Origin of the sequence: Sphingobacterium detergens (assembly GCF_003610355.1) — a bacterium.
Classification (GTDB): Bacteria; Bacteroidota; Bacteroidia; order Sphingobacteriales; family Sphingobacteriaceae; genus Sphingobacterium; species Sphingobacterium detergens.
In genome coordinates this window covers 350,091-370,067 of record NZ_RAPY01000006.1, presented here as the reverse complement: position 1 = coordinate 370,067, position 19,977 = coordinate 350,091, and the positions used below count along the sequence as shown (strand labels likewise).

Here is a 19,977-nt window from a genome sequence, read left to right as displayed (position 1 = left end):
CCAATAAAACCGAATTGTAATGAGTAATATGAAATTGATTTTTAGACAACTCTGGCGACATCGTCTTTTTACTTTTCTGAATGTATTGGGACTTGCCATAGGTATAAGCGCCTGTTGGTTTATCTTTCGTATTGTCAATTATGAATTTAGTTTTGACCGACAACATCCAGACAAAGAGCAGATATACAAAGTATTCTCACATACACAAAGTGAAAAAGAAAACGGAGATTTTGACGCAGTACCATTTCCTCTTCCTTATTACCTGAAAGAGAACTCGCAAGATGTCGAATTGGTTGTACCTTATTATAATCGTTATTTTGAAATCGTAACACCAGCTTCCAAAAGTGAAACGCCCACAGAGTTTGCCGGACAGGAAAAGATTTTTGCAACGACAGCCGACTATTTTAAAATGGTCCCCTACAAATGGCTTGCCGGAAGTCCGCATCAGCTTTTCAAGCTCCAAAATGAAGTTGTTCTTACCGAATCGCGTGCGAAAGCCTATTTCCCAAAACTGCAAAGTCAGGATATTATAGGCAAAACCATTTCTTATGATACGACACAGTTTACTGTATCTGGCATTGTAGAAGACTTAAGTTATCCAAGTACTTTTATTGGTAAGGAATTTATCAAAATACCTGATCAGGATCCGAACCTAAACAATTGGATGATGCTGATGAACTATTATCAGTTATTCGTCAAAGTCAAATCTGTCGATCATCTTAAAAATCTTGCCAATACCATCGATCAAAAATTAGTGCAGATGAATGGCGAAGAATATAAAAAAGAGAACTATAAGCAAACTGCCCGTTTTTCACCATTATCTGAGCTACATTTTAACCCAACTATACAAAATCACAGCAATATCAAAGTACTCTATGGACTTATTGGAATAGCTGCTTTTCTACTTGTATTAGCTGCAATCAATTATATCAATCTAAGTACCGCGATGGTGCCTATGCGCGCGCGATCCATCGGTATACGGAAAACACTGGGGGAACGGGAAGTCTATTTGACCCGAAGCTTTTTAACAGAGACTTTCTTGGTCGCACTATTCGCCCTCTTGCTTTCCTGGCCTTTTACAAAAATGATGGAAGTACTGTTCAGCGATTTTATCCCTTCGGACATTAACAACTACGACGATCAGTTCAATTTGTTGTTATTCATCATTGGGTTACTTGTCTTAATCACATGCTTCGCTGGAATATATCCATCGATATTGATTAACAAAGTAAAATTGATCGAAGTCATGAAAATAAAGAGTTTATCCAATAACTCAAACAAAGGCGTATACCTCCGCAAAGGACTGATTATTTTTCAGTTTATTATCGCTCAGGTTTTCCTTATTGGCACTTTCGTGATCACCATTCAGATCAAACATATGCTCAAGAGCGATCTGGGATTTACTAAAGATGCTATTGTGACCGTATCAATTCCCAATCGGGCTGCAGATAAAGCAACAACAGATCCATTTGTATTTAAGCAGGCCTTATCCAAATATCCGGAAATCGCCCGTGTCTCCTTGGGACATTTTCCTATGGATAATAGTTATTGGGGAAATAGAATCCGTAAATATGGCGAAGAGGAAATCAAAAATAGAATCATGCAATACAAGTATGTTGATCAGGATTACATTGACCTCTATGATATAAAACTTCTTGCTGGCCGCAAATTAATGATGTCCGATACGAGTTCGGGGATTATAATCAACGAAAAAGCAATGACCGAACTGGGATATAAAAGTGTTGACGAAGCAATCGGACAATCTGTTATCTCCAGAGACAAAAATGTAAAAATTGTAGGTGTTATAGCTAATTTCCACAGCAAAGATCTTCACCAGCAGTTAAACCCTATTGTGATGGAGGCTTCAACCAATAGAGGCCCCCTTGGACACATCAATGTCCGTTTAGACCATGATTCTAAAAAATGGTCGACTGCTTTAGCGAACCTCGAAAAGGAATGGAAAAGCATTTATCCACATGCCAAATTCAGCTATCGCTTTTATGACCAGGAGATCAAATCTCTTTATGAAACAGATATACGACTGTCCAAGATTATCAATCTGGCAACAGCAATCACCTTATTGCTGAGCTGCCTTGGTCTCGTTGGTTTAGTTACGATAACAACTGTACAACGCACAAAAGAAATTGGAATCCGCAAAGTATTGGGAAGTACCGTTGCGGGCATCATTGGTCTACTGTCTAAAGATTACATCAAACTGATCATTATTTCAATTTTGGTATCAACACCAATTGCATGGTGGGCCACACACGAATGGTTGCAGGATATCACATTTAAAATTGAGATACAATGGTGGTTATTTTTTATACCTGCGGTACTCACGATAGGAATAGCATTTTTGACATTAAGTTTTCAATCATTGCGGGCCGCACGTGCAAATCCAGTAGATAGTTTAAGAGATGAATAAAAGAAGCTCAATAGTGATCAGAGAAAGTAATGGGTCTCAATAGTGAGCCCATTGCAATCTCTACCTACATCATCTCAATTAGAAGTAAGAGCAATATTTATCACGATAAATGTTTAAAAGACAAATAAATAAAATAATGATATGTCGGAAGGTTATAATATCTCGGAAAAAGATAGAAAGAATAACCCCGATAAACTTTCATAAAAAACAGCGATCATGATACAAAATTATATTAAAATAGCCTGGCGCAATATTCTAAAGAATAGAGGTTATGCCACCATAAATATTGTAGGCCTCGCCATTGGCTTGGCCTGCTGTTTATTAATTGTTATTTATGTGCAGCATGAACTTTCCTACGATAAATATCATGTCAACAAAGACCGTATTTTCCGCGTCGTACATGACTATAAAGAAGTCGGCAGCACAGAACAACATCAGATCTGGGGAAATGCCCCGATCGGAGAAGCCCTAAAAGCCGACTTCCCGGAAATCGAGAAGATCGTTCAGTTCTCCGGGCAAACGTCCATCCTACTCAAACAAGGAGAAAATAGATTCCAGGAAGAAAATGTATTTTTCATGGATTCTACAGCATTCGATGTATTCAGCTGGAAAATTTTGGCTGGTAATCCACATACGGCATTAAAAAATGCATATTCTGTAGTATTGACAGAAAGCACCGCTAAAAAGTATTTCGGTGACCAGAACCCTATCGGCAAAACCATTGAAGGGGGATTAGCTGCTGGCCGTGCAGATGCCGGCCTGTATACCGTAACAGCCGTGATGGCAGATGTACCAGCCAACTCACATTTTACCTTCGATGCTTTACTATCCATGAGTACCTTTCGGAAAGGACGACCAGATGTATTTGAAAAAGAAGGTTGGGACTATGTAGATTTTTATACCTATTTTTTGACATCGAAAGAATTTGATCCTACAAAATTCAATCAGAAGATACCTGACTTTCTTAAACGGCACATCCAAGTACATGAAAACGCCAGCTCAAAATACGGTTTCCATCTCGAGCCCATGCTTCAAGCATATATGCACTCCACTGCGGATCGCCAACCGGGAACAACGGGTAGCTTTCAAAATTTGTACATTTTCGCGATTATCGGCGGATTTATCCTGCTGATTGCCTGCGTCAATTTTATGAATCTTGCTACGTCCAGATCCATGGAGCGTGCCAAGGAAGTCGGTGTCCGAAAAGCCATTGGCGCCAATAAAAGCAATCTCATTCTACAGTTTATGTCTGAATCGCTGGTACTCGTATTTATCGGCGGTATATTAGCTATCGCTTTGGTCATTGCCTTTCTCCCTTTTATGGAAGCTTTTTCAGGTAAACAGTTTGGTTATTCAACCCTCCTTAACGGCACCACATGGACGATTTTCTTTTTAGTAACACTTATAACCGGGATATTAGCCGCCAGCTACCCCGCATTGATCCTGGCAAATTTTAAACCGATTAAAGTTCTGAAGGGGACGTTTAGCAACAGTAAAGGTGGGACATTATTACGTCGGGGTCTCGTCGTCTTTCAATTCTGTCTTTCTATTGCATTAATTGCAGGTACGGTGATTGTATTCTCCCAATTGAATCAACTGCAACAGCAAGACCTTGGATTTCAAAAAGCACAACGTCTAATCATCGACTATAATTTCGATGAAAAAGTCAACAATAACTTAGAGGCAATCAAAAATACACTCGCAAAAGATAAAGATGTACAGTCGGTGACAGCTTCACGCACCGTACCAGGAGCATTTTTTCCAAATGCCGGAACAGAAATTATGTCTACCGATGGCAAAATGACCAATTTCGCTCCGTCGCTATATGAAGTAGATATAGACTTTATCCCCAATATGGGCATCAAGATGGCAGCAGGAAGAGCTTACTCACGCGATTTCCCAGCAGATAGCGCCCATTCACTTGTGATCAATGAATCAGCAGCCAAATTATGGGGCTATTCAAATCCACAGGATATCATCGGAAAACAATTTAGACAGTGGGGCAAAGAAGGCACGGTCATCGGCGTTGTAAAAGATTTCAATTACCTGTCCCTACATCGCAAAATTGAGCCATTAGCGCTACGACTTGAGCCAAGTAGCAGTCGTTATCTGACCGTGAATCTACAAAATGTCAATCAGCAAACAATTGACCGAATGGGCAAATTGTGGGCCGAACTCGCCCCTCACCGTCCCTTTCTATATAGTTTCTTAGATGATAATTTTAACCGTCAATACGAAGCCGATTATAACTTCAGAAGACTCTTTACAGCCTTTTCAAGCCTCGCTCTTTTCATTGCCTGCTTGGGTTTACTAGGATTGGTGACCTATACTGCTCAACAGCGTACCAAAGAAATCGGGGTCCGCAAAGTCCTTGGCGCATCTATATACAATTTAGTGCTGCTGCTTTCTTCCGATTTTATCAGACTATTAGTCATTGCGCTCTGTATCGCTACACCGTTATCATGGATAGCAATGAACAAGTGGCTGGATAATTTTGCTTACCATATTGAGCCAAAATGGTGGATGTTTGCTTTTGCCGGATTTTCAGCTGTTCTAATTGCCTTGGTTACCGTTAGCTTCCAAACGTTTAAAGCCGCTAAAGCCAATCCAGTAGATAGTCTGAGAGATGAATAAATAAGATAGAACCTTTATGATCATCATAAAATAATTAACAATGAATACGCTTATATTGAAATCGGCTGTTCGCCAGCTTTTGAAAAATAAATTGTTCACACTACTGAATATTGTCGGATTGTCTATCGGCATTACCTCCTGTTGGATGATATTCAAAATTGTTAATTATGAATACAGTTTCGAGGAGGGTATTCCACAATTGGAGCGTAGTTATCGTTTAATATCTAAATTTGGTAATGAGGGAAAAGCGACTTATAATCCAGGTATTGCGAAGCCATTTCATCAGGCCATAAAGAAAGAAATTCCAGGAGTCGAACTGGTGGCACCGGTATTTCGAGATTATTCCATATCCGCTGTTACCATCAACAAAGGCACTGCTGATCAGAAATTGATTGAAGATTTTGCCGATGCCGCCGGAAATGTTACTGAAACGACCCCAGACTATTTTAAACTCGTTGGCTATAAATGGCTCGCAGGTTCGCAGGAGAAGGCATTCGCTACACCGGATAATTTGGTATTGACTCAAAAACGGGCAGCGCTTTATTTCCCTAACCAACCAGTAGACCAGTTGATCGGCAAAACCATTTTCTATAACGATACGATTCCAAAAACCATTTCTGGAGTAATCGCCGACCTACCGTTTAACAGTGAATTTGATGGCACCGAGTTCGCTCTGGTTAAAGATGAAACATACCCGCTCTATGTTTGGACAAATGTCAGTGGTACAAACCGTCTATATATCCGCTTGGAAGATGGTGTAAAAAATACCGATATCCAAGCAGCCATAGCAAAAATAGGCAAGAAAAATTGGATCGCGTTTCAAGAAGCGCAGAAAGCCGAAAACGAATATAAGTGTCAAATAGAAGTGATGCCGCTCAAAGAATCTCATTTTGCGGCACATGTACAAGATTGGAAAGGTGAAAAGACAAGCAAAACACTGATTTATGGGCTGGTAGCAGTTGCTATTTTCTTAATGGCTCTTGCCTGCATTAATTACGTCAATCTCAGTACCGCACAACTCCCAGCACGCAGCAAGGATATTGGAGTCCGCAAGACATTAGGTAGCAGTCAGGGGAGTTTGGTTCTTCAAATTATTTTCGAATCCCTGATAACCATTTTTATTGCGCTCTTATTTTCGGTCCTATTGACCAAACTAGCTTTCCACTATTTTCAGGAAATGATTCCCGATAAAGTGCAGAGTTTTACCAGTTCTGGCTCATCTAGCTTATTTATCGCTATCCTGCTTGCAGTAACAACGGGTATAGCTGCAGCTTATCCGGCTTGGTTAATCAAAAAGGTGCAACCTGTCAATCTATTTCGGGCCGGAAAACAATTCCAGATTGGAAAGACTCAGATCAACTTGCGTAAAACCCTTATTGTCTTTCAGTTTTTTATTGCACAGTTCTTTACGGTATCGGCCCTGATCATCGGTCAACAGCTATCTTATACATTGAACAAAGAAATGGGCTTCAATAAAAATGCTGTTGTTACATTGGATATGCCTTATAAATTGGTCAATAAGTTTTGGAACAAAAATATAGACCAGCAAAAGAAACAGACTTTCCTCAATGAAATCAAAAAAATCAAGGGCGTTTCCGTTGCTTCAGTGGGCTCACTACCATTAACAGATAACTATTCCTCCTCATGGCTTCATTTTCAAAATCCTTCAGGGAAAGAAAAAGTCTCATCCGACGTCTACTTCAAAGATGCAGATCCCAATTATATTGAGGTCTATGACCTGAAATTAATTGCAGGAAATAATCTTACCCAGTCAGATACGACCAATGCTTATGTGATTAATGAATCCGCAGTCAAAGCTTTTGGGTTTAAATCTCCACAAGAGGCAATAGGCAAATACATTGGTCAAGGACAGAGCAACTACCCTATCGTTGGTGTAATTAAAGATTTCCATGCGCAAAACTTCTATACAGAAATCAAACCTTTAGCATTGCGTAGTTTTAGCTTCGGATCCTACACTTTCAATATGAAATTATCAGGTAATAGTAGTGAGTGGAAATCCGCCATTGAAGATATTAAAAAAGTATATGCCAGGTTCTTCCCGGAATATCCTACAGAAATCAAATTCTACGATGAGACCATTGCCTCCCTCTATCAAAAGGAACAAAATATGGCCAAACTGATCAACTGCAGTACAATCGTTGCCATCCTCATTGGTTGTTTGGGGCTATTTGGACTTATCACGCTTGCAGCCTTTCAACGTAGCAAAGAAATCGGAATCCGCAAAGTTCTCGGCGCCAGCATTCCCAGCATTTTTCATTTGCTGGCCAAAAATTTTGTACAGCTGATTTTGATCAGTATTCTCATAGCAGCACCGCTGACCTGGTGGCTGAGCAATAAATGGCTGGAAGACTTTTATTACCGCATAGATATTTCAACCACTCCATTTTTGCTCGGAGCAGGCCTATCGCTATTCGCGGCAGTTTTTACCGTTAGTTTTCAGGCCATAAAAGCAGCAATTCAAAACCCGGTCGATAGCCTGAGAGACGAATAAATAGTATACAATCAAGAACAAACTTAATATATCAGCACGAAACAAATAGATACGATCATGATCAAGAACTACATAAAAACAGCCTGGCGAAGTATCCGGGCCAACCGATTTTTCAGCATCCTTAATATTAGTGGATTAGCGATTGGCATCTGTGTGTCCCTGCTGCTATTTGCTTTTATCCGTCAGGAACTGAGTTTTGATACCATGTATTCGAAAGCTGATAATATCTATCGTTTGCACATGCAGCTGTCGGCAGAATACAATCGGGAGAAAATGATCAATCTGCCAAATGCAGTGGGGCCCGCACTGAAATCCGATATTGCTCAGGTCGATAATATGGTGCGACTTGTAAAAGATGGCTTTGGCGCCACGGCTTCTATACGTGCCGGAGAGGAAAATTTCAATGAGAAACAATTGTACCTAGCCGATTCAACGTTATTTTCCATCTTTGATTTCCAATTTATAGAAGGGAATGTTCACACTGCGTTTCTAAACAAAAAAAGTATTGTACTTTCCCAATCAACAAAGGAAAAATTCTTTGGAAACAATGAAGCACTGGGAAAACTCATTTCCATTAACCAAAGAGATACTGTACAGGTCACCGGTGTATTCAAGGATCTTCCTGCAAATAGTACCCTGGACTGTAATATGGTCATGAATATTATGGATTCCTGGATGGGACAAAATGTCTATTGGAGTAATGCCAGCTATGAAACGTATATATTACTAAAAAAAGGATCCGAACCAGCTGCTGTTGCGCGAGAAGCAACAAAGCTGATTGACAAATACGTAGAAAAAGACACCCGATATTTTACCGAATTTTTCTTGCAACCACTATTAAAGGTTCATCTCTACTCATCAAGTCTCGGAAAGGGAGTTACCAAACGTATAGGAAACATTGACACCATTCGAACGCTATCCGTTCTTGCTTTTCTTGTCATCGCGATTGCCTGTATCAATTACATGAACCTGGCCACGGCAAAATCACAAAAGAATGCTAAAGAGGTGGGTGTAAATAAGGTACTTGGAGCTACCCGAGGCCAGCTCATTGTCCGCTTTTTTGTCGAAACCGCAACGATTAGCCTATTTGCGATGACAATCGGCGTGGTTCTGGCCATTATTTTGATCCCGCTATTTAATTCCATCGGCAGTACAAATATTACCATCAGACAACTTCTAAACTGGGATATGCTAGGGATATTGGCGCTATCCTGGTTTATAATTACGTTTGTCGCGGGCAGCTACCCAGCCTTATTCTTATCGAAAATCAAATCGATCGCATTGATGAATAAAGGTTATAACAAACAAGGGAAAACAGTTCTGATCAGACAAATATTGGTGATATGCCAATTTACCATTTCGATTATATTGATCATCGGCATTAGTGTGATGCTCACCCAGATGAATTATATCCGAAATAAAGACCTCGGGTATCAACCTGAACATGTGGTCTCTATCCCTATCCGTTCTTTCCGGAGTCAGGAAAAACTCAACACGCTCAATCAGCAGGTCCAAAGCTTATCACATACGCTGTCCACCACATTCGCACAGTCTGTACCAGGAAGCAATGAAAGCGGAAAAACAACCTATAAACTCAGCACAGATAAACAGGGATTACCAACACTAAGTTGTGTCACTTATGGAAAGACAGTAAATACACTTGGATTAAAATTGCTTGCCGGAACAGATTTACCCGACATTTGGGGACGTCCAGATTCCACCTGTTATATGTTGATCAACGAGAAAGTACTGAAATACTTAGGGTATAAATCCCCACAGGAAGCGATTGGAAAACATATCGTCACCGAGATGAGCCCGACCAACTCGATCATCACCGGTGTCGTCCAGGATTTTAATTATGCAAACCTTAAATCTGAAATCGGGGGTTACAGCTATTACACTATGAATGATCCCTCAGAATCACCACGCAACTTATTGATCCGTTATAAAACAACAGATGTTCAAGGATATATCGAACAAATAAAGAAGATCTATACGACTGTTGCTCCAGAAGCTGCATTCGATATTTCCTTTTTAGATCAACATGTGCAAGACCAATATGAAAATGAAATCCGGTCATCCAATGTCATGAGTATGTTTTCATTTCTTACTCTTTTTATTGCCTGTCTCGGTCTGTTGGGATTAGCAGCCTATACCACCGAAGCCCGAAGCAAAGAAATCGGTATCCGCAAAGTCTTGGGAGCTAGTGTTCCGGGTATTATTCATTTATTATCATCAAATTATATCAAACTGATCCTTCTTGCATTTCTTATTGCCGGACCAATCGCTTATTATCTCTTTAGCCATTGGTTAAATGATTTTGTGTATCATATTGAGATGCCATGGTGGGCTTACCTGATTGCGATCGTATCGGTCACACTGGTGGCATTTATCACAATAGGATTCCAGACATTTAAAGCCGCGCTATTGAATCCGGTAAATAGTCTAAGGGACGAATAGATCTTCATCTGGTTGAATCAATTTAAAACTAAACGACAATGATTGGAAACTCACTAAAAACAGCCTATCGTTTTTTGAAAAAACATAAGTTGATTACATGTATCAATGTCATGAGCTTAGCCATTGGCATTACGGCAACATTAGTTATCTTTTTGATGATTCAATACGACTATAGTTTCGATAAAAATGTTCCCAACCGCGAACAGGTTTACCGTATTGTCAGCAACGGTGATTTTAAAAATGCAGGTGTATACATGCCTTTAGTACGAACTATGGAAGAAGAGCTACCAAACCTCGACGCCATAGCTCCAATCTATCGAAGTCATGTTCAAAAATTGAAAATCACGACCGCTAGCAACAAAGCTCAAGTTTTTCCAAAAGAGCAACGTATTTTACTAACCAACAGCCAATATTTCGATATTTTACCACGCAAATGGCTATCCGGAAATCCACTTAGCCTAAATACAGCCGGTCATATCGTGCTAACAGAAAAAACACTGGAAAAATTTTATGGAAATGAGTCTCCAGCCAATGTCATTGGCAAAACCATTGTCTATGCAGACAGTATTCCCCTTCAGGTTGTCGGCGTGGTCGAAAATGCACAGCAAAATTCAGATTTTAATTTTGACAGTTTTATCTCCGAAAAAACAATTCCACAGAACAACAGTCTGAAAGAGATGTTTAATTGGGAAGCCTGGAACAGTATCTCCGATTCCCATCAGGTATTGATCAAAACCAAAGCGGGTACTGCTCCAAATGTAGTAGAAAGCAACATCGCAAATCTACTCAACAAGTACAGAAACAAAAATGGTAAAACATTTAAGGATAAACTTATCTTACAGCCCCTATCGGAGGTTCATTTTGACTCAACTTTCAATTATGGAGCGACCAAGCCCGAAACACTCCGCAACCTAATTTTGCTTGCCATATTTCTATTGGCATTGGGAGCTGTTAATTTTATCAATTTATCTACCGCACAATCCATTGAACGGGCAAAAGAGGTAGGTATTCGCAAAACATTAGGAAGTTCAAAATCCACGTTAATTAAGCAATTTTTAGTAGAGACATTTTTGATCACCCTAACAGCGACACTACTGGCTGTCCTATTACTACCTTTGTTTTTACGTGTTTTTGAAGGATTTATTCCCCCAAATTTAAGTCTGGATTTATTAGATAAAAAATTAATCCTACTGTTCCTATCTGCTCAGCTTATTCTCGTCACCTTATTGGCTGGTTTTTACCCTGCCTGGGTACTGACAGGATATGCTCCTGTATTAGCCCTTAAAAATCAACTGGGAAAAAACACCAATCTTTCCAGAAGTGCATGGATACGCAAAGCCTTGACCATTTTTCAATTTGTGATGGCCCAGGCTTTTCTGATCTGTGTGCTGATTGTGATTCGACAGATCAATTATCTATCCCACAAGGATATGGGATTCCAACGCGATGCAGTCATCAACATCGATATTCCAGGAGCATTTCAAAATTCGGACAAAGGGCAAATGCTCAAAAACGAACTGCTGAAACTTCCCGAGGTAAAAGCGATAAGCTTTGGAAATATTGCACCGGCAATGAGTGGTTTTATGACCACTTCAATGGTGTATGATCAATCACCGGACAAAAAATCCTTAACTTTTGATAACCGGTCAGGCGATGAGAGCTATCTGGATGTTTATAAAATCCCACTTTTAGCAGGAAGGAATATTCGTTTACTGGACTCAACAAGTGAAATGCTGATCAATAGAAAAGGTTTAGAATTATTAGGTATCCAAAACCCACAGGATGCAATTGGTAAAACTTTTGAAAATGGAGAATCCACTATTGTCGGTGTTATGGAAAATTTTGACATCGCTTCGGCCCGTCAGACGATCAAACCTGTACTCTACATCGGAAGCAAGACCGGTTATGTACTTCATATCGCTTTAGACCAAAAACATCCGGAAAATTGGAAAACAGCAATTGATAAAATTACCTCCACTTACAAAGCTTCCTTCCCTGATGATGAGATCGACCTCCGCTTTGTGGATGAGATTGTCCAACAATTCTATGAACAGGAAAAACAACTTTCCAAATTGTTGTCCTGGGCTGTCGGGCTCTCCGTATTTATTGCGGGGTTAGGATTATTTGGCTTAACCATATTTACAGCCAACCAAAGGACAAAAGAGATTGGCATACGTAAAGTTCTAGGTGCTTCCGTATTACAGATCACCTTTTTATTGCTTAAGAATTTATTGACGCTGGTGGCTATAGCCTGTTTGATTGCATTCCCGATCGCTTATTACTTTATGGATCATTGGTTAAATGATTTCGCATATCGCACCGAAATAAATCCATGGATTTTTGGGCTATCTGCCCTAAGCCTGATTGGATTTGCAAGCTTCGTGCTGTCAACCAAAAGTATTATGGCCGCAAAAGCAAATCCAGTAGATAGCCTAAGGGACGAATAGATCAGCTGATGGTGGCGAGAATGGTATACAGTTAATTTTGAATCTAAAAAACGGATCACAATGATAAAGAATTTCATCAAAACCGCGTGGCGCAGTATTTTTTCCAACAAATTCTATAGTGCTATCAATATCCTCGGGCTGACTGCAGGATTAGTTGTGGGAATCTTCCTACTACTATGGATAAAGGATGAATTGTCCTTTGATCGTTTTCATAAGAATCAAGGCTCTATCTACAAAATTGGGATTGAGGGTGGAACAGGGATCTCAAAACGAATATTTGGATCTATCATTGCCCCTGTTGGGAGTTTTGCTAAGAGAGAAATCCCTGAGGTTCAGGACGCCGTACGTATCTTTAGGATCGGTGATGCCGCCATCAAGTATAAGGACAAACGATTTAGAGAAAAGAATTTCGCTTTTGTAGATCCAAGTTATTTTAGTGTTTTTGATTTCCCTCTTATTCAGGGCAACCAGAAACAACCCTTTCCCGACAACAATTCCGTTGTTCTTACCGAGACTACCGCCCGTCGGTATTTTGGTGATGAAAATCCAATCGGCAAAACGGTGGTATTGGGAATAGAGGACCTATGTATAGTTAGCGGAGTTATCCCCGACTATCCCGAAAATTCTTCCTTTCAATTTCAGGTGCTCCTCCCCCTTTCACGGTTTAATGAGCAGGCTTACATCAAAAATAAGACCACCTATGACAATAAAACCTATCTGTCATCGATGGATGAAGATTGGTCGAGCTTCTCCTTTGGCACCTACCTGCAGTTGAGAGCCGAAGCAAACCCTGCTCTGGTAGCTCAGAAATTACAAAAGATACATGAACGCAATAAACCCGAAGATACTCCCGTGCCCTATGTCACGCAAGAATTAGCGAAAATGCACCTTTACCAGATGGATGGCAGCGATGCAGGAATTGGTACAGTCCATATCTTTATCGGTGTCGCATTGATGATTCTTGTCATTGCTAGTATCAATTACATCAACCTCTCTACCGCACGCTCCTTATCCAGATCCAAAGAAGTCGGTATCCGTAAAATTATCGGAGCCGGAAGAAAGGAACTATTTTTCCAATTTATGCTGGAGACGACACTGCTCTTCACGATCGCTGCGACTTTAGCAGTCAGCATTGTTTTTATCTTTCTTCCCTTTTTTAACAATTTCTCGGGCAAACATATTTCTTTGCAGCTATCTAGTATTGATCTCTGGAGCTATATTTTAATCATGTTGATAGGCACATTACTATTGACCAGCATTTATCCGGCATTATTACTTTCAAACTTTGACCCAATCAAAGTATTAAAGGGCAGATTCGGAATGAAGAAATCAAATTTTAGAAAGATATTAGTCGTATTACAATTTACTGTATCGATTGTGCTCATCATAATGACGATCGTCATCGGTCGACAATTGGAATATATACGCAACAAGAACCTGGGGTACGAAAAGAACAACATTATAGCTGTCTCCATGGCTCCAAAAATGGCGCAACATTTTGATGCCGTCAAAAGTGATCTACTGAAAAATAAAGGTGTAAGTGATGTCATTCGACTTGGAAGGGATATGGTATATGGTGGTGGATCGACAGGAGATAACGATTGGGACGGAAAACCCAGCAATTCAAATCTTTGGTTCAGCATTACGCATTCGGATCAATATGCACTTGATTTTTTCAAGATAAAACTGGCTCAAGGGAAAAATTTCACTGGCTCGATGGCAGATTCTACGCACTTTCTCATCAATGAAACTGCCGTTCGTGAGATGGGATTAAAGGATCCAATTGGTGCCCGTCTACGGATCCGAACTGTTCCGGGAACCATTATTGGTGTGGTCAAAGATTTTAATTACGCAAGTGTACGTCAAAAGATCGAACCCATGGTCTTTCAATTTAGTCCCAAAGATTGCCAGCAGCTTTATATAAAAACAAACCCTGCCGGAACCGAATCGGCGTTGCATGCGCTGCGACAGATCTGGAAAAGCTACTATGACGATATGCCGATCAGTTATAGTTTCCTCGACGAAAGCTACCAACAGCAATATATGAGCGAGCAAAAACAAGGAACATTGTTTAATTTCTTTGCCATCATAGCGATACTGATTTCATGTCTGGGGCTTCTTGGACTATGCACCTATACCGCACAACTGAAAACCAAAGAAATTGGCATCAGAAAAGTCCTCGGTGCAACGGTATTCAATATTATGCAAATGCTGAATAAAGAATTTTTGCTTTTGATCATTATCGCGAATATCATTGCAATTCCTGTCGCGCTATATTTCACTTCGAACTGGTTAGATGGATTTGCCTTCAGAACAACAGTGCCGATAACAATATTTTTAGGTGCGGGCATCCTAACGATTATGATTGCCCTATTTACAGTTAGTTTCCAATCGATCAAAGCAGCTATTGCCAACCCCGTCAAGAGTTTAAAAGACGAATAGCTTGTGTTCATAAAAATCAACTCTTTATATATTGGATAATTAATCAGTACACCAAAAACAACAAACATAAGCATCAAACACCGCCATGATTAAATTATTTTTGAAAACCGCTTTACGCAATCTTAAACGCAACCCCTTAAATACGGCAATCAATATTCTCGGGTTGTCTTTGGGATTTACGGTTGCTTTGGTGAGCACCCTGTGGATCTTGAAACAATTTTCCTTCAACCGCAATCATGAAAACTATGATAGTATCTATCAAGTCATGTTAACAGGTACCTTCAATAATGAAAAATCTACGGGTCCCTCTACTCCTGTCCCTTTAGCAAAGGTTATTGCATCTGATTTTACCAATGAGGTGCAGGATATTACATTGGTCACTAACGAAAGTAACAACCTTAAGGTTGGGGACAAGAAGTTGAACGTCGATGGTTTCTATGCAATGGGCAAATTTTCCGAATTGTTTTCATTAAAATCTGTACATGGAGATATTTCTACCCCTACCGCAGCATCCACCATGATAATCTCGGAATCATTAGCCAATCGTCTATTGGGGTCAACTGATGTAATCGGGAAGACTATTCAGCTCAACGGAAAAGAGCAATATAATATACTCGGTGTTTTTGAAGATATTCCCGAGAATAGTACTTTTCAAGGATTGGCGTATATTTTGCCTTTTGTCGATTACCTCCGCAAAAATGAAGGTATAGACGAAAGTTGGTCAAACTGCTTTTTTCGCACGTATGGCAAAATCGAGAACCCACAAAATATCCCGGGACTCGAGCAAAAACTGACCAATATCTTTAGAACAAATCTTACAGATATCAACCCTGAGATCTTGTTGCATCCCATGTCCAAATGGAATCTTTATGATTCATTCAAAAATGGTAAAAATGCAGGTGGACAAATTCAATATGTGTGGATGTTTGCTTGGATAAGCATATTTATTCTTTTGTTGGCCAGTATTAACTTTATTAACCTCAGTACAGCCCGAAGCTTAAAAAGAGGAAAGGAAATTGGTATTCTAAAATCTGTTGGTGTAAACCGTCGGCAACTGATTGCCGGATTTTTAGTTGAGTCCATCCTCTCCGTATCCTGTGCTTTTCTGATAGCCCTTATAGTAAGTACTTTGCTTCTTCCGTGGATAAATACCATCACCAATACCGCATTGCATGTTCCATTTACGCGTCTTCAATTCTACTTATACTCCTTTTTGGGGATTCTCTCTATTGGTGTTCTTGCTGGACTATATCCCGCACTATTCTTATCCTCTTTCAATCCGATCCTTGCGCTCAAAGGAAAGATGAACATCGGCAAACGGGGATTTAATGCTAGAAAGGGAATGGTTATCATACAATTTGCGATTTCCATCTTTCTGATGATTGCAACCTATTTGGTCATCAAACAATTGCACTATACAAAGGATCGTCCGATTGGTTACAAAAGCTCAAACTTAGTCAACATCACCAGTACTAGTCAATTAATTTCCAAAAACTTTGAGATTCTGAGAAAAGAACTGATCGGTCAACGTTTGATCCAGGAGGCCTCACTTACTTCGAATTTTGTAAACAAACTCACTTTAACTGGTGGCGGTTTTAACTGGCAGGGGAATGAAACAAAGGAAGGATCCATTATGGGGATTTTCACGATAGACGAAAACTTTGCCAAAACCGTACAATGGAACTTTTTGAAGGGAAGAAATTTCTCCAAAGATTTCAAGACAGATTCCACGGGAGTAATCATCAATGAAGCAGCGGCCAAATTTATGGGAGTTACAGATCTGACGAGCAAGCAGCTATCCAAAAGAGGTATCAACTATACCATTATCGGTATTATACAGAACACCTTATCCGAATCCCCATTTAAGTCGATTACACCTACTGCCTATTTTCTTGATTTTCTGCCAAAAAATAAAATAACACTCAGACTGAATGAACAACAAGATATCAGTCAGACGATGAAAGCAATCGCTCAACAATTCAATCGTTTTGATCCAGATCTCATCTTTGATTATGCGTTCACAGATAAAGAATATGCCAAGCAATTTGAACAAATGGAAATGATCAAAAGTCTGACCAGTATTTTTACGGGGCTTGCCATATTGATTTCTTGTCTTGGGCTATATGCATTGGTCGCATTTCTAACCGAGCAACGTGAAAAAGAAATTGGTATCCGTAAGGTTCTTGGCGCATCAGAAGTTGGTTTATGGAAATTATTATGCACCGAATACCTCTGGTTGACATTGATCGGTTTCCTCGTAGCAGCTCCGCTGGCCTATCTGTTAATGGAAACATGGCTTGACGATTATGTTTATCGTATTTCAATTAGTTGGACCGTATTTGCCCTTACAGGATTAACTGCACTGGGCATCACCCTAATAACGGTCAGTTATCAAGCCATTAAAGCAGCATTGGCTAACCCCGTCATCACATTACGGAACGAGTAAATCCACATGTTCGGCGACGGACAGCAGACTGTCCGTTTCCGAACATATAACAGGCCGTCAAAACAAAACAACAATTAATAATCAACAAGTTACACTTATGGCAAACGAATTGAATTAGCTATTTCTATTGTGGCATGACCAGCAAAAGCCTATCTATCCAGATAAACGACTTTGCTGGACAGAAAATTATGAAAAAGTCAAAAACTCAATACGATGATTAAGAATTACCTTAAAATTGCCTGGCGGAATATCAAAAAAAATAAGGGGTTTTCCTTATTAAACATGTTTGGCTTAAGTTTGGGCATTACCTGCTTCCTGTTATTAGCAGCCTATATTTTTCACGAATCAAGTTATGAACGTTTTTTTCCAAATGCCGACCGTTTAGCTTATTTCAGTCTGACCTATAAGGCACCCAATAGTACCGAAGAGGTCAATTCCAGTGTAACACCAACAGCCTTGGCGCCAACCTTACAAGCAGAGCTTCCCGAAATCGAACAGGCGACCCGATTATTTGAATATTCCAAAGCCGGAAATGTAGAATCGAAAGACGAAACGACGAAGGAAAAAAAACTGATGTATGCTGATCCTAATTTTTTTAACACTTTAGGTTACACATTTATCGAGGGCGATGCAAAACATGCATTAACTGAACCGAATCAAATCGTATTGACTAAAAAACTAGCCGAAAAATACTTCCCAAAACAATCCGCGCTGGGAAAAACCTTAACTATCGATAAAGTCAACTGGAAAGTCTCCGGTGTCATACAAGATTTACCGACAAATACACAGATAAATTTCACGGCCATTCTTTCCAACAAAGATTTAGCGCGATACAAGCAACCAGAATGGTCTTCGGCAAATGACATCACCATCGCGCTACTAAAAAACAAAGACAGTTTTGGCGCCATTCAACAGAAATTAGATCAGATCACCAAAGCAAAATTTGCCGAGGCAACCAAACAAGGTTATCAATTTAGCTTTTCAATCGAAAAACTAATAGATATTCATCTGCATTCTAAGGCTGCGGGTTCTGGCAACCTGGTATATATCTATATTTTGATGGCTCTAGGAGCTGCGCTTATTATCTTGACGAGCATTAACTTCACAAATTTAATATTGGCACATGCCATCGAACGCAAAAAGGAAATTGGAGTTAAGAAAGTTTTAGGCGCTGCCCGAAAAACGATTTTCTTGCAGTTCTTCTTAGAATGCAGTTTGATGGTATTGCTCTCCCTTTCTTTAGGTTTGCTGGCTACATTTCTATTATTGCCCGTGTTCAGTTCGTACATGGGAAGCGAAATGCAATTAACGGTATGGACAGATCCTAGGTTCTATGCGATCCTGTTTTTATTTTTTATCGTATTGACTTTAATCTCTGGTGGATGGCCGGCCTATTCCATTGCCAGCTCAAAACCAATGTCTATTTTCAAACGGAAATTGGCGGAGAAACAAAGCGGGATTTCTTTTAGCAAAGTATTGGTCACCTTCCAATTCAGCATATCCATCTTTTTTATCATCTGTACCCTATTTGCGGGACGTCAAATGCAATTTATACAATCCAAAAATACAGGACTAGACCGCACGGATATGCTGGTCATTGATGGGCAGGGATGGCAGGACAAAGAGCGGCAATTATTAAAAGATAAATTGATGCAGCTCAATAGTGTTCAGGGTGTAACTGCTTCCTATGACAATCCGGTCAATATTCAGGGCGGATATAGCATTAATGAAGTTGAAGGGCAACCTGCCGATTTTGAAATGAATGTGACAGCAATTCCTATTGAAAAAGATTTTGTATCAGTCTTCCGTATTAAAACGCTAGCAGGCGATCCACTTTCTGATACAGATATTTTACGTGCACGGGATACCGCATCTCCGGAATATAGTTTTGTGATCAATACACTCGCGGCATCGGCAATGGGGTTTACACCACAACAGGCAGTCGGTAAGAAAATTAATTTAAACGGCCGTAAAGGCAGTATTAAACAAGTTGTTGCCAGTTTTAACTTTGCCTCACTCCACAATGAGATTAAGCCTATTGTACTTTTTCCTGAATACTATTATTTTGGTAATATTTTCATTCGACTCAACCCAAATACACCGATTCAGGACGCAATAGCACAGGTGAAATCGGTCGTGAAAGATATTGATGCGAAAAATCAATTTGAGTATCATTTTCTAAATGATGACTATAGCAAACTCTATTTAAAAGATCAACAGACGACAAAAGTCATGCAGCTCTTTTCGATTATTACAATTGCCATTGCTTGTATGGGATTATTCGCACTATCCGCTTATGCTGTGCAACAACGTGTAAAGGAAATCGGAATCCGCAAAGTATTGGGTGCTTCCGTATTCAAAATTGTCAAGATACTCAGCGTTGACTTTATGATACTCGTTTGTTCAGCACTTTTGATCGCCATACCATTGGGATGGTACGCCATGCATCGCTGGATGGACAATTTTGCTTATCACATTACACTGGACTGGTGGGTATTTATTATCGCAGGATCAAGCGCACTGCTGGTTTCCTTTATTACAATCAGTTTTCAGACAGTAAAAGCAGCAGTCACAAATCCCATTGACAGTTTAAGGGATGAATAATTATCCA

The 19,977-nt window shown here is 39.8% G+C and carries 8 protein-coding genes; all 8 read left to right on the top strand.

Translation table 11 applies throughout. The features are described 5' to 3' along the window. Positions 1 to 19 precede the first annotated feature (19 nt). The 8 genes from DFQ12_RS24230 (at position 20) to DFQ12_RS24195 (ending at position 19,970) form a co-directional block, all read left to right on the top strand. Positions 20 to 2,425, top strand: coding sequence for an ABC transporter permease (locus tag DFQ12_RS24230; protein WP_120261621.1), 2,406 nt, complete (start codon positions 20 to 22; stop codon positions 2,423 to 2,425). A gap of 216 nt (positions 2,426 to 2,641) precedes the next feature. Further along, complete coding sequence (locus tag DFQ12_RS24225; RefSeq protein WP_120261620.1) at positions 2,642 to 5,059, top strand: ABC transporter permease; 2,418 nt, start codon at positions 2,642 to 2,644, stop codon at positions 5,057 to 5,059. A 40-nt stretch (positions 5,060 to 5,099) separates the two neighbouring features. Then, on the top strand, positions 5,100 to 7,571 hold the full coding sequence (locus tag DFQ12_RS24220) for an ABC transporter permease (protein WP_120261619.1): 2,472 nt from the start codon (positions 5,100 to 5,102) through the stop codon (positions 7,569 to 7,571). 57 nt (positions 7,572 to 7,628) lie between these two features. Further along, positions 7,629 to 10,031 (top strand): ABC transporter permease, encoded by a 2,403-nt coding sequence (locus DFQ12_RS24215; RefSeq protein WP_120261618.1) that lies wholly within the window; start codon positions 7,629 to 7,631, stop codon positions 10,029 to 10,031. A gap of 38 nt (positions 10,032 to 10,069) precedes the next feature. Further along, a complete protein-coding gene (locus tag DFQ12_RS24210) occupies positions 10,070 to 12,478 on the top strand; it encodes an ABC transporter permease (protein ID WP_120261617.1) in 2,409 nt (802 codons plus the stop codon). Positions 12,479 to 12,538: 60 nt separating this feature from the next. After that, positions 12,539 to 14,920, top strand: a complete 2,382-nt coding sequence (locus DFQ12_RS24205) for an ABC transporter permease (protein ID WP_120261616.1) — start codon at positions 12,539 to 12,541, stop codon at positions 14,918 to 14,920. Between the two features lie 85 nt (positions 14,921 to 15,005). Next, positions 15,006 to 17,366 (top strand): FtsX-like permease family protein, encoded by a 2,361-nt coding sequence (locus tag DFQ12_RS24200; RefSeq protein ID WP_120261615.1) that lies wholly within the window; start codon positions 15,006 to 15,008, stop codon positions 17,364 to 17,366. A gap of 213 nt (positions 17,367 to 17,579) precedes the next feature. Beyond that, positions 17,580 to 19,970 carry an ABC transporter permease gene (locus DFQ12_RS24195; protein WP_120261614.1) on the top strand — a complete coding sequence of 797 codons (2,391 nt, stop codon included), beginning with the start codon at positions 17,580 to 17,582 and terminating at the stop codon, positions 19,968 to 19,970. Positions 19,971 to 19,977 lie beyond the last annotated feature (7 nt).

Bases quoted from the DNA above. Each gene is read 5' to 3' on its own strand.
- DFQ12_RS24230 (WP_120261621.1), top strand. From the start codon at position 20: ATGAGTAATATGAAATTGATTTTTAGACAACTCTGGCGACATCGTCTT.
- DFQ12_RS24225 (WP_120261620.1), top strand. From the start codon at position 2,642: ATGATACAAAATTATATTAAAATAGCCTGGCGCAATATTCTAAAGAAT.
- DFQ12_RS24220 (WP_120261619.1), top strand. From the start codon at position 5,100: ATGAATACGCTTATATTGAAATCGGCTGTTCGCCAGCTTTTGAAAAAT.
- DFQ12_RS24215 (WP_120261618.1), top strand. From the start codon at position 7,629: ATGATCAAGAACTACATAAAAACAGCCTGGCGAAGTATCCGGGCCAAC.
- DFQ12_RS24210 (WP_120261617.1), top strand. From the start codon at position 10,070: ATGATTGGAAACTCACTAAAAACAGCCTATCGTTTTTTGAAAAAACAT.
- DFQ12_RS24205 (WP_120261616.1), top strand. From the start codon at position 12,539: ATGATAAAGAATTTCATCAAAACCGCGTGGCGCAGTATTTTTTCCAAC.
- DFQ12_RS24200 (WP_120261615.1), top strand. From the start codon at position 15,006: ATGATTAAATTATTTTTGAAAACCGCTTTACGCAATCTTAAACGCAAC.
- DFQ12_RS24195 (WP_120261614.1), top strand. From the start codon at position 17,580: ATGATTAAGAATTACCTTAAAATTGCCTGGCGGAATATCAAAAAAAAT.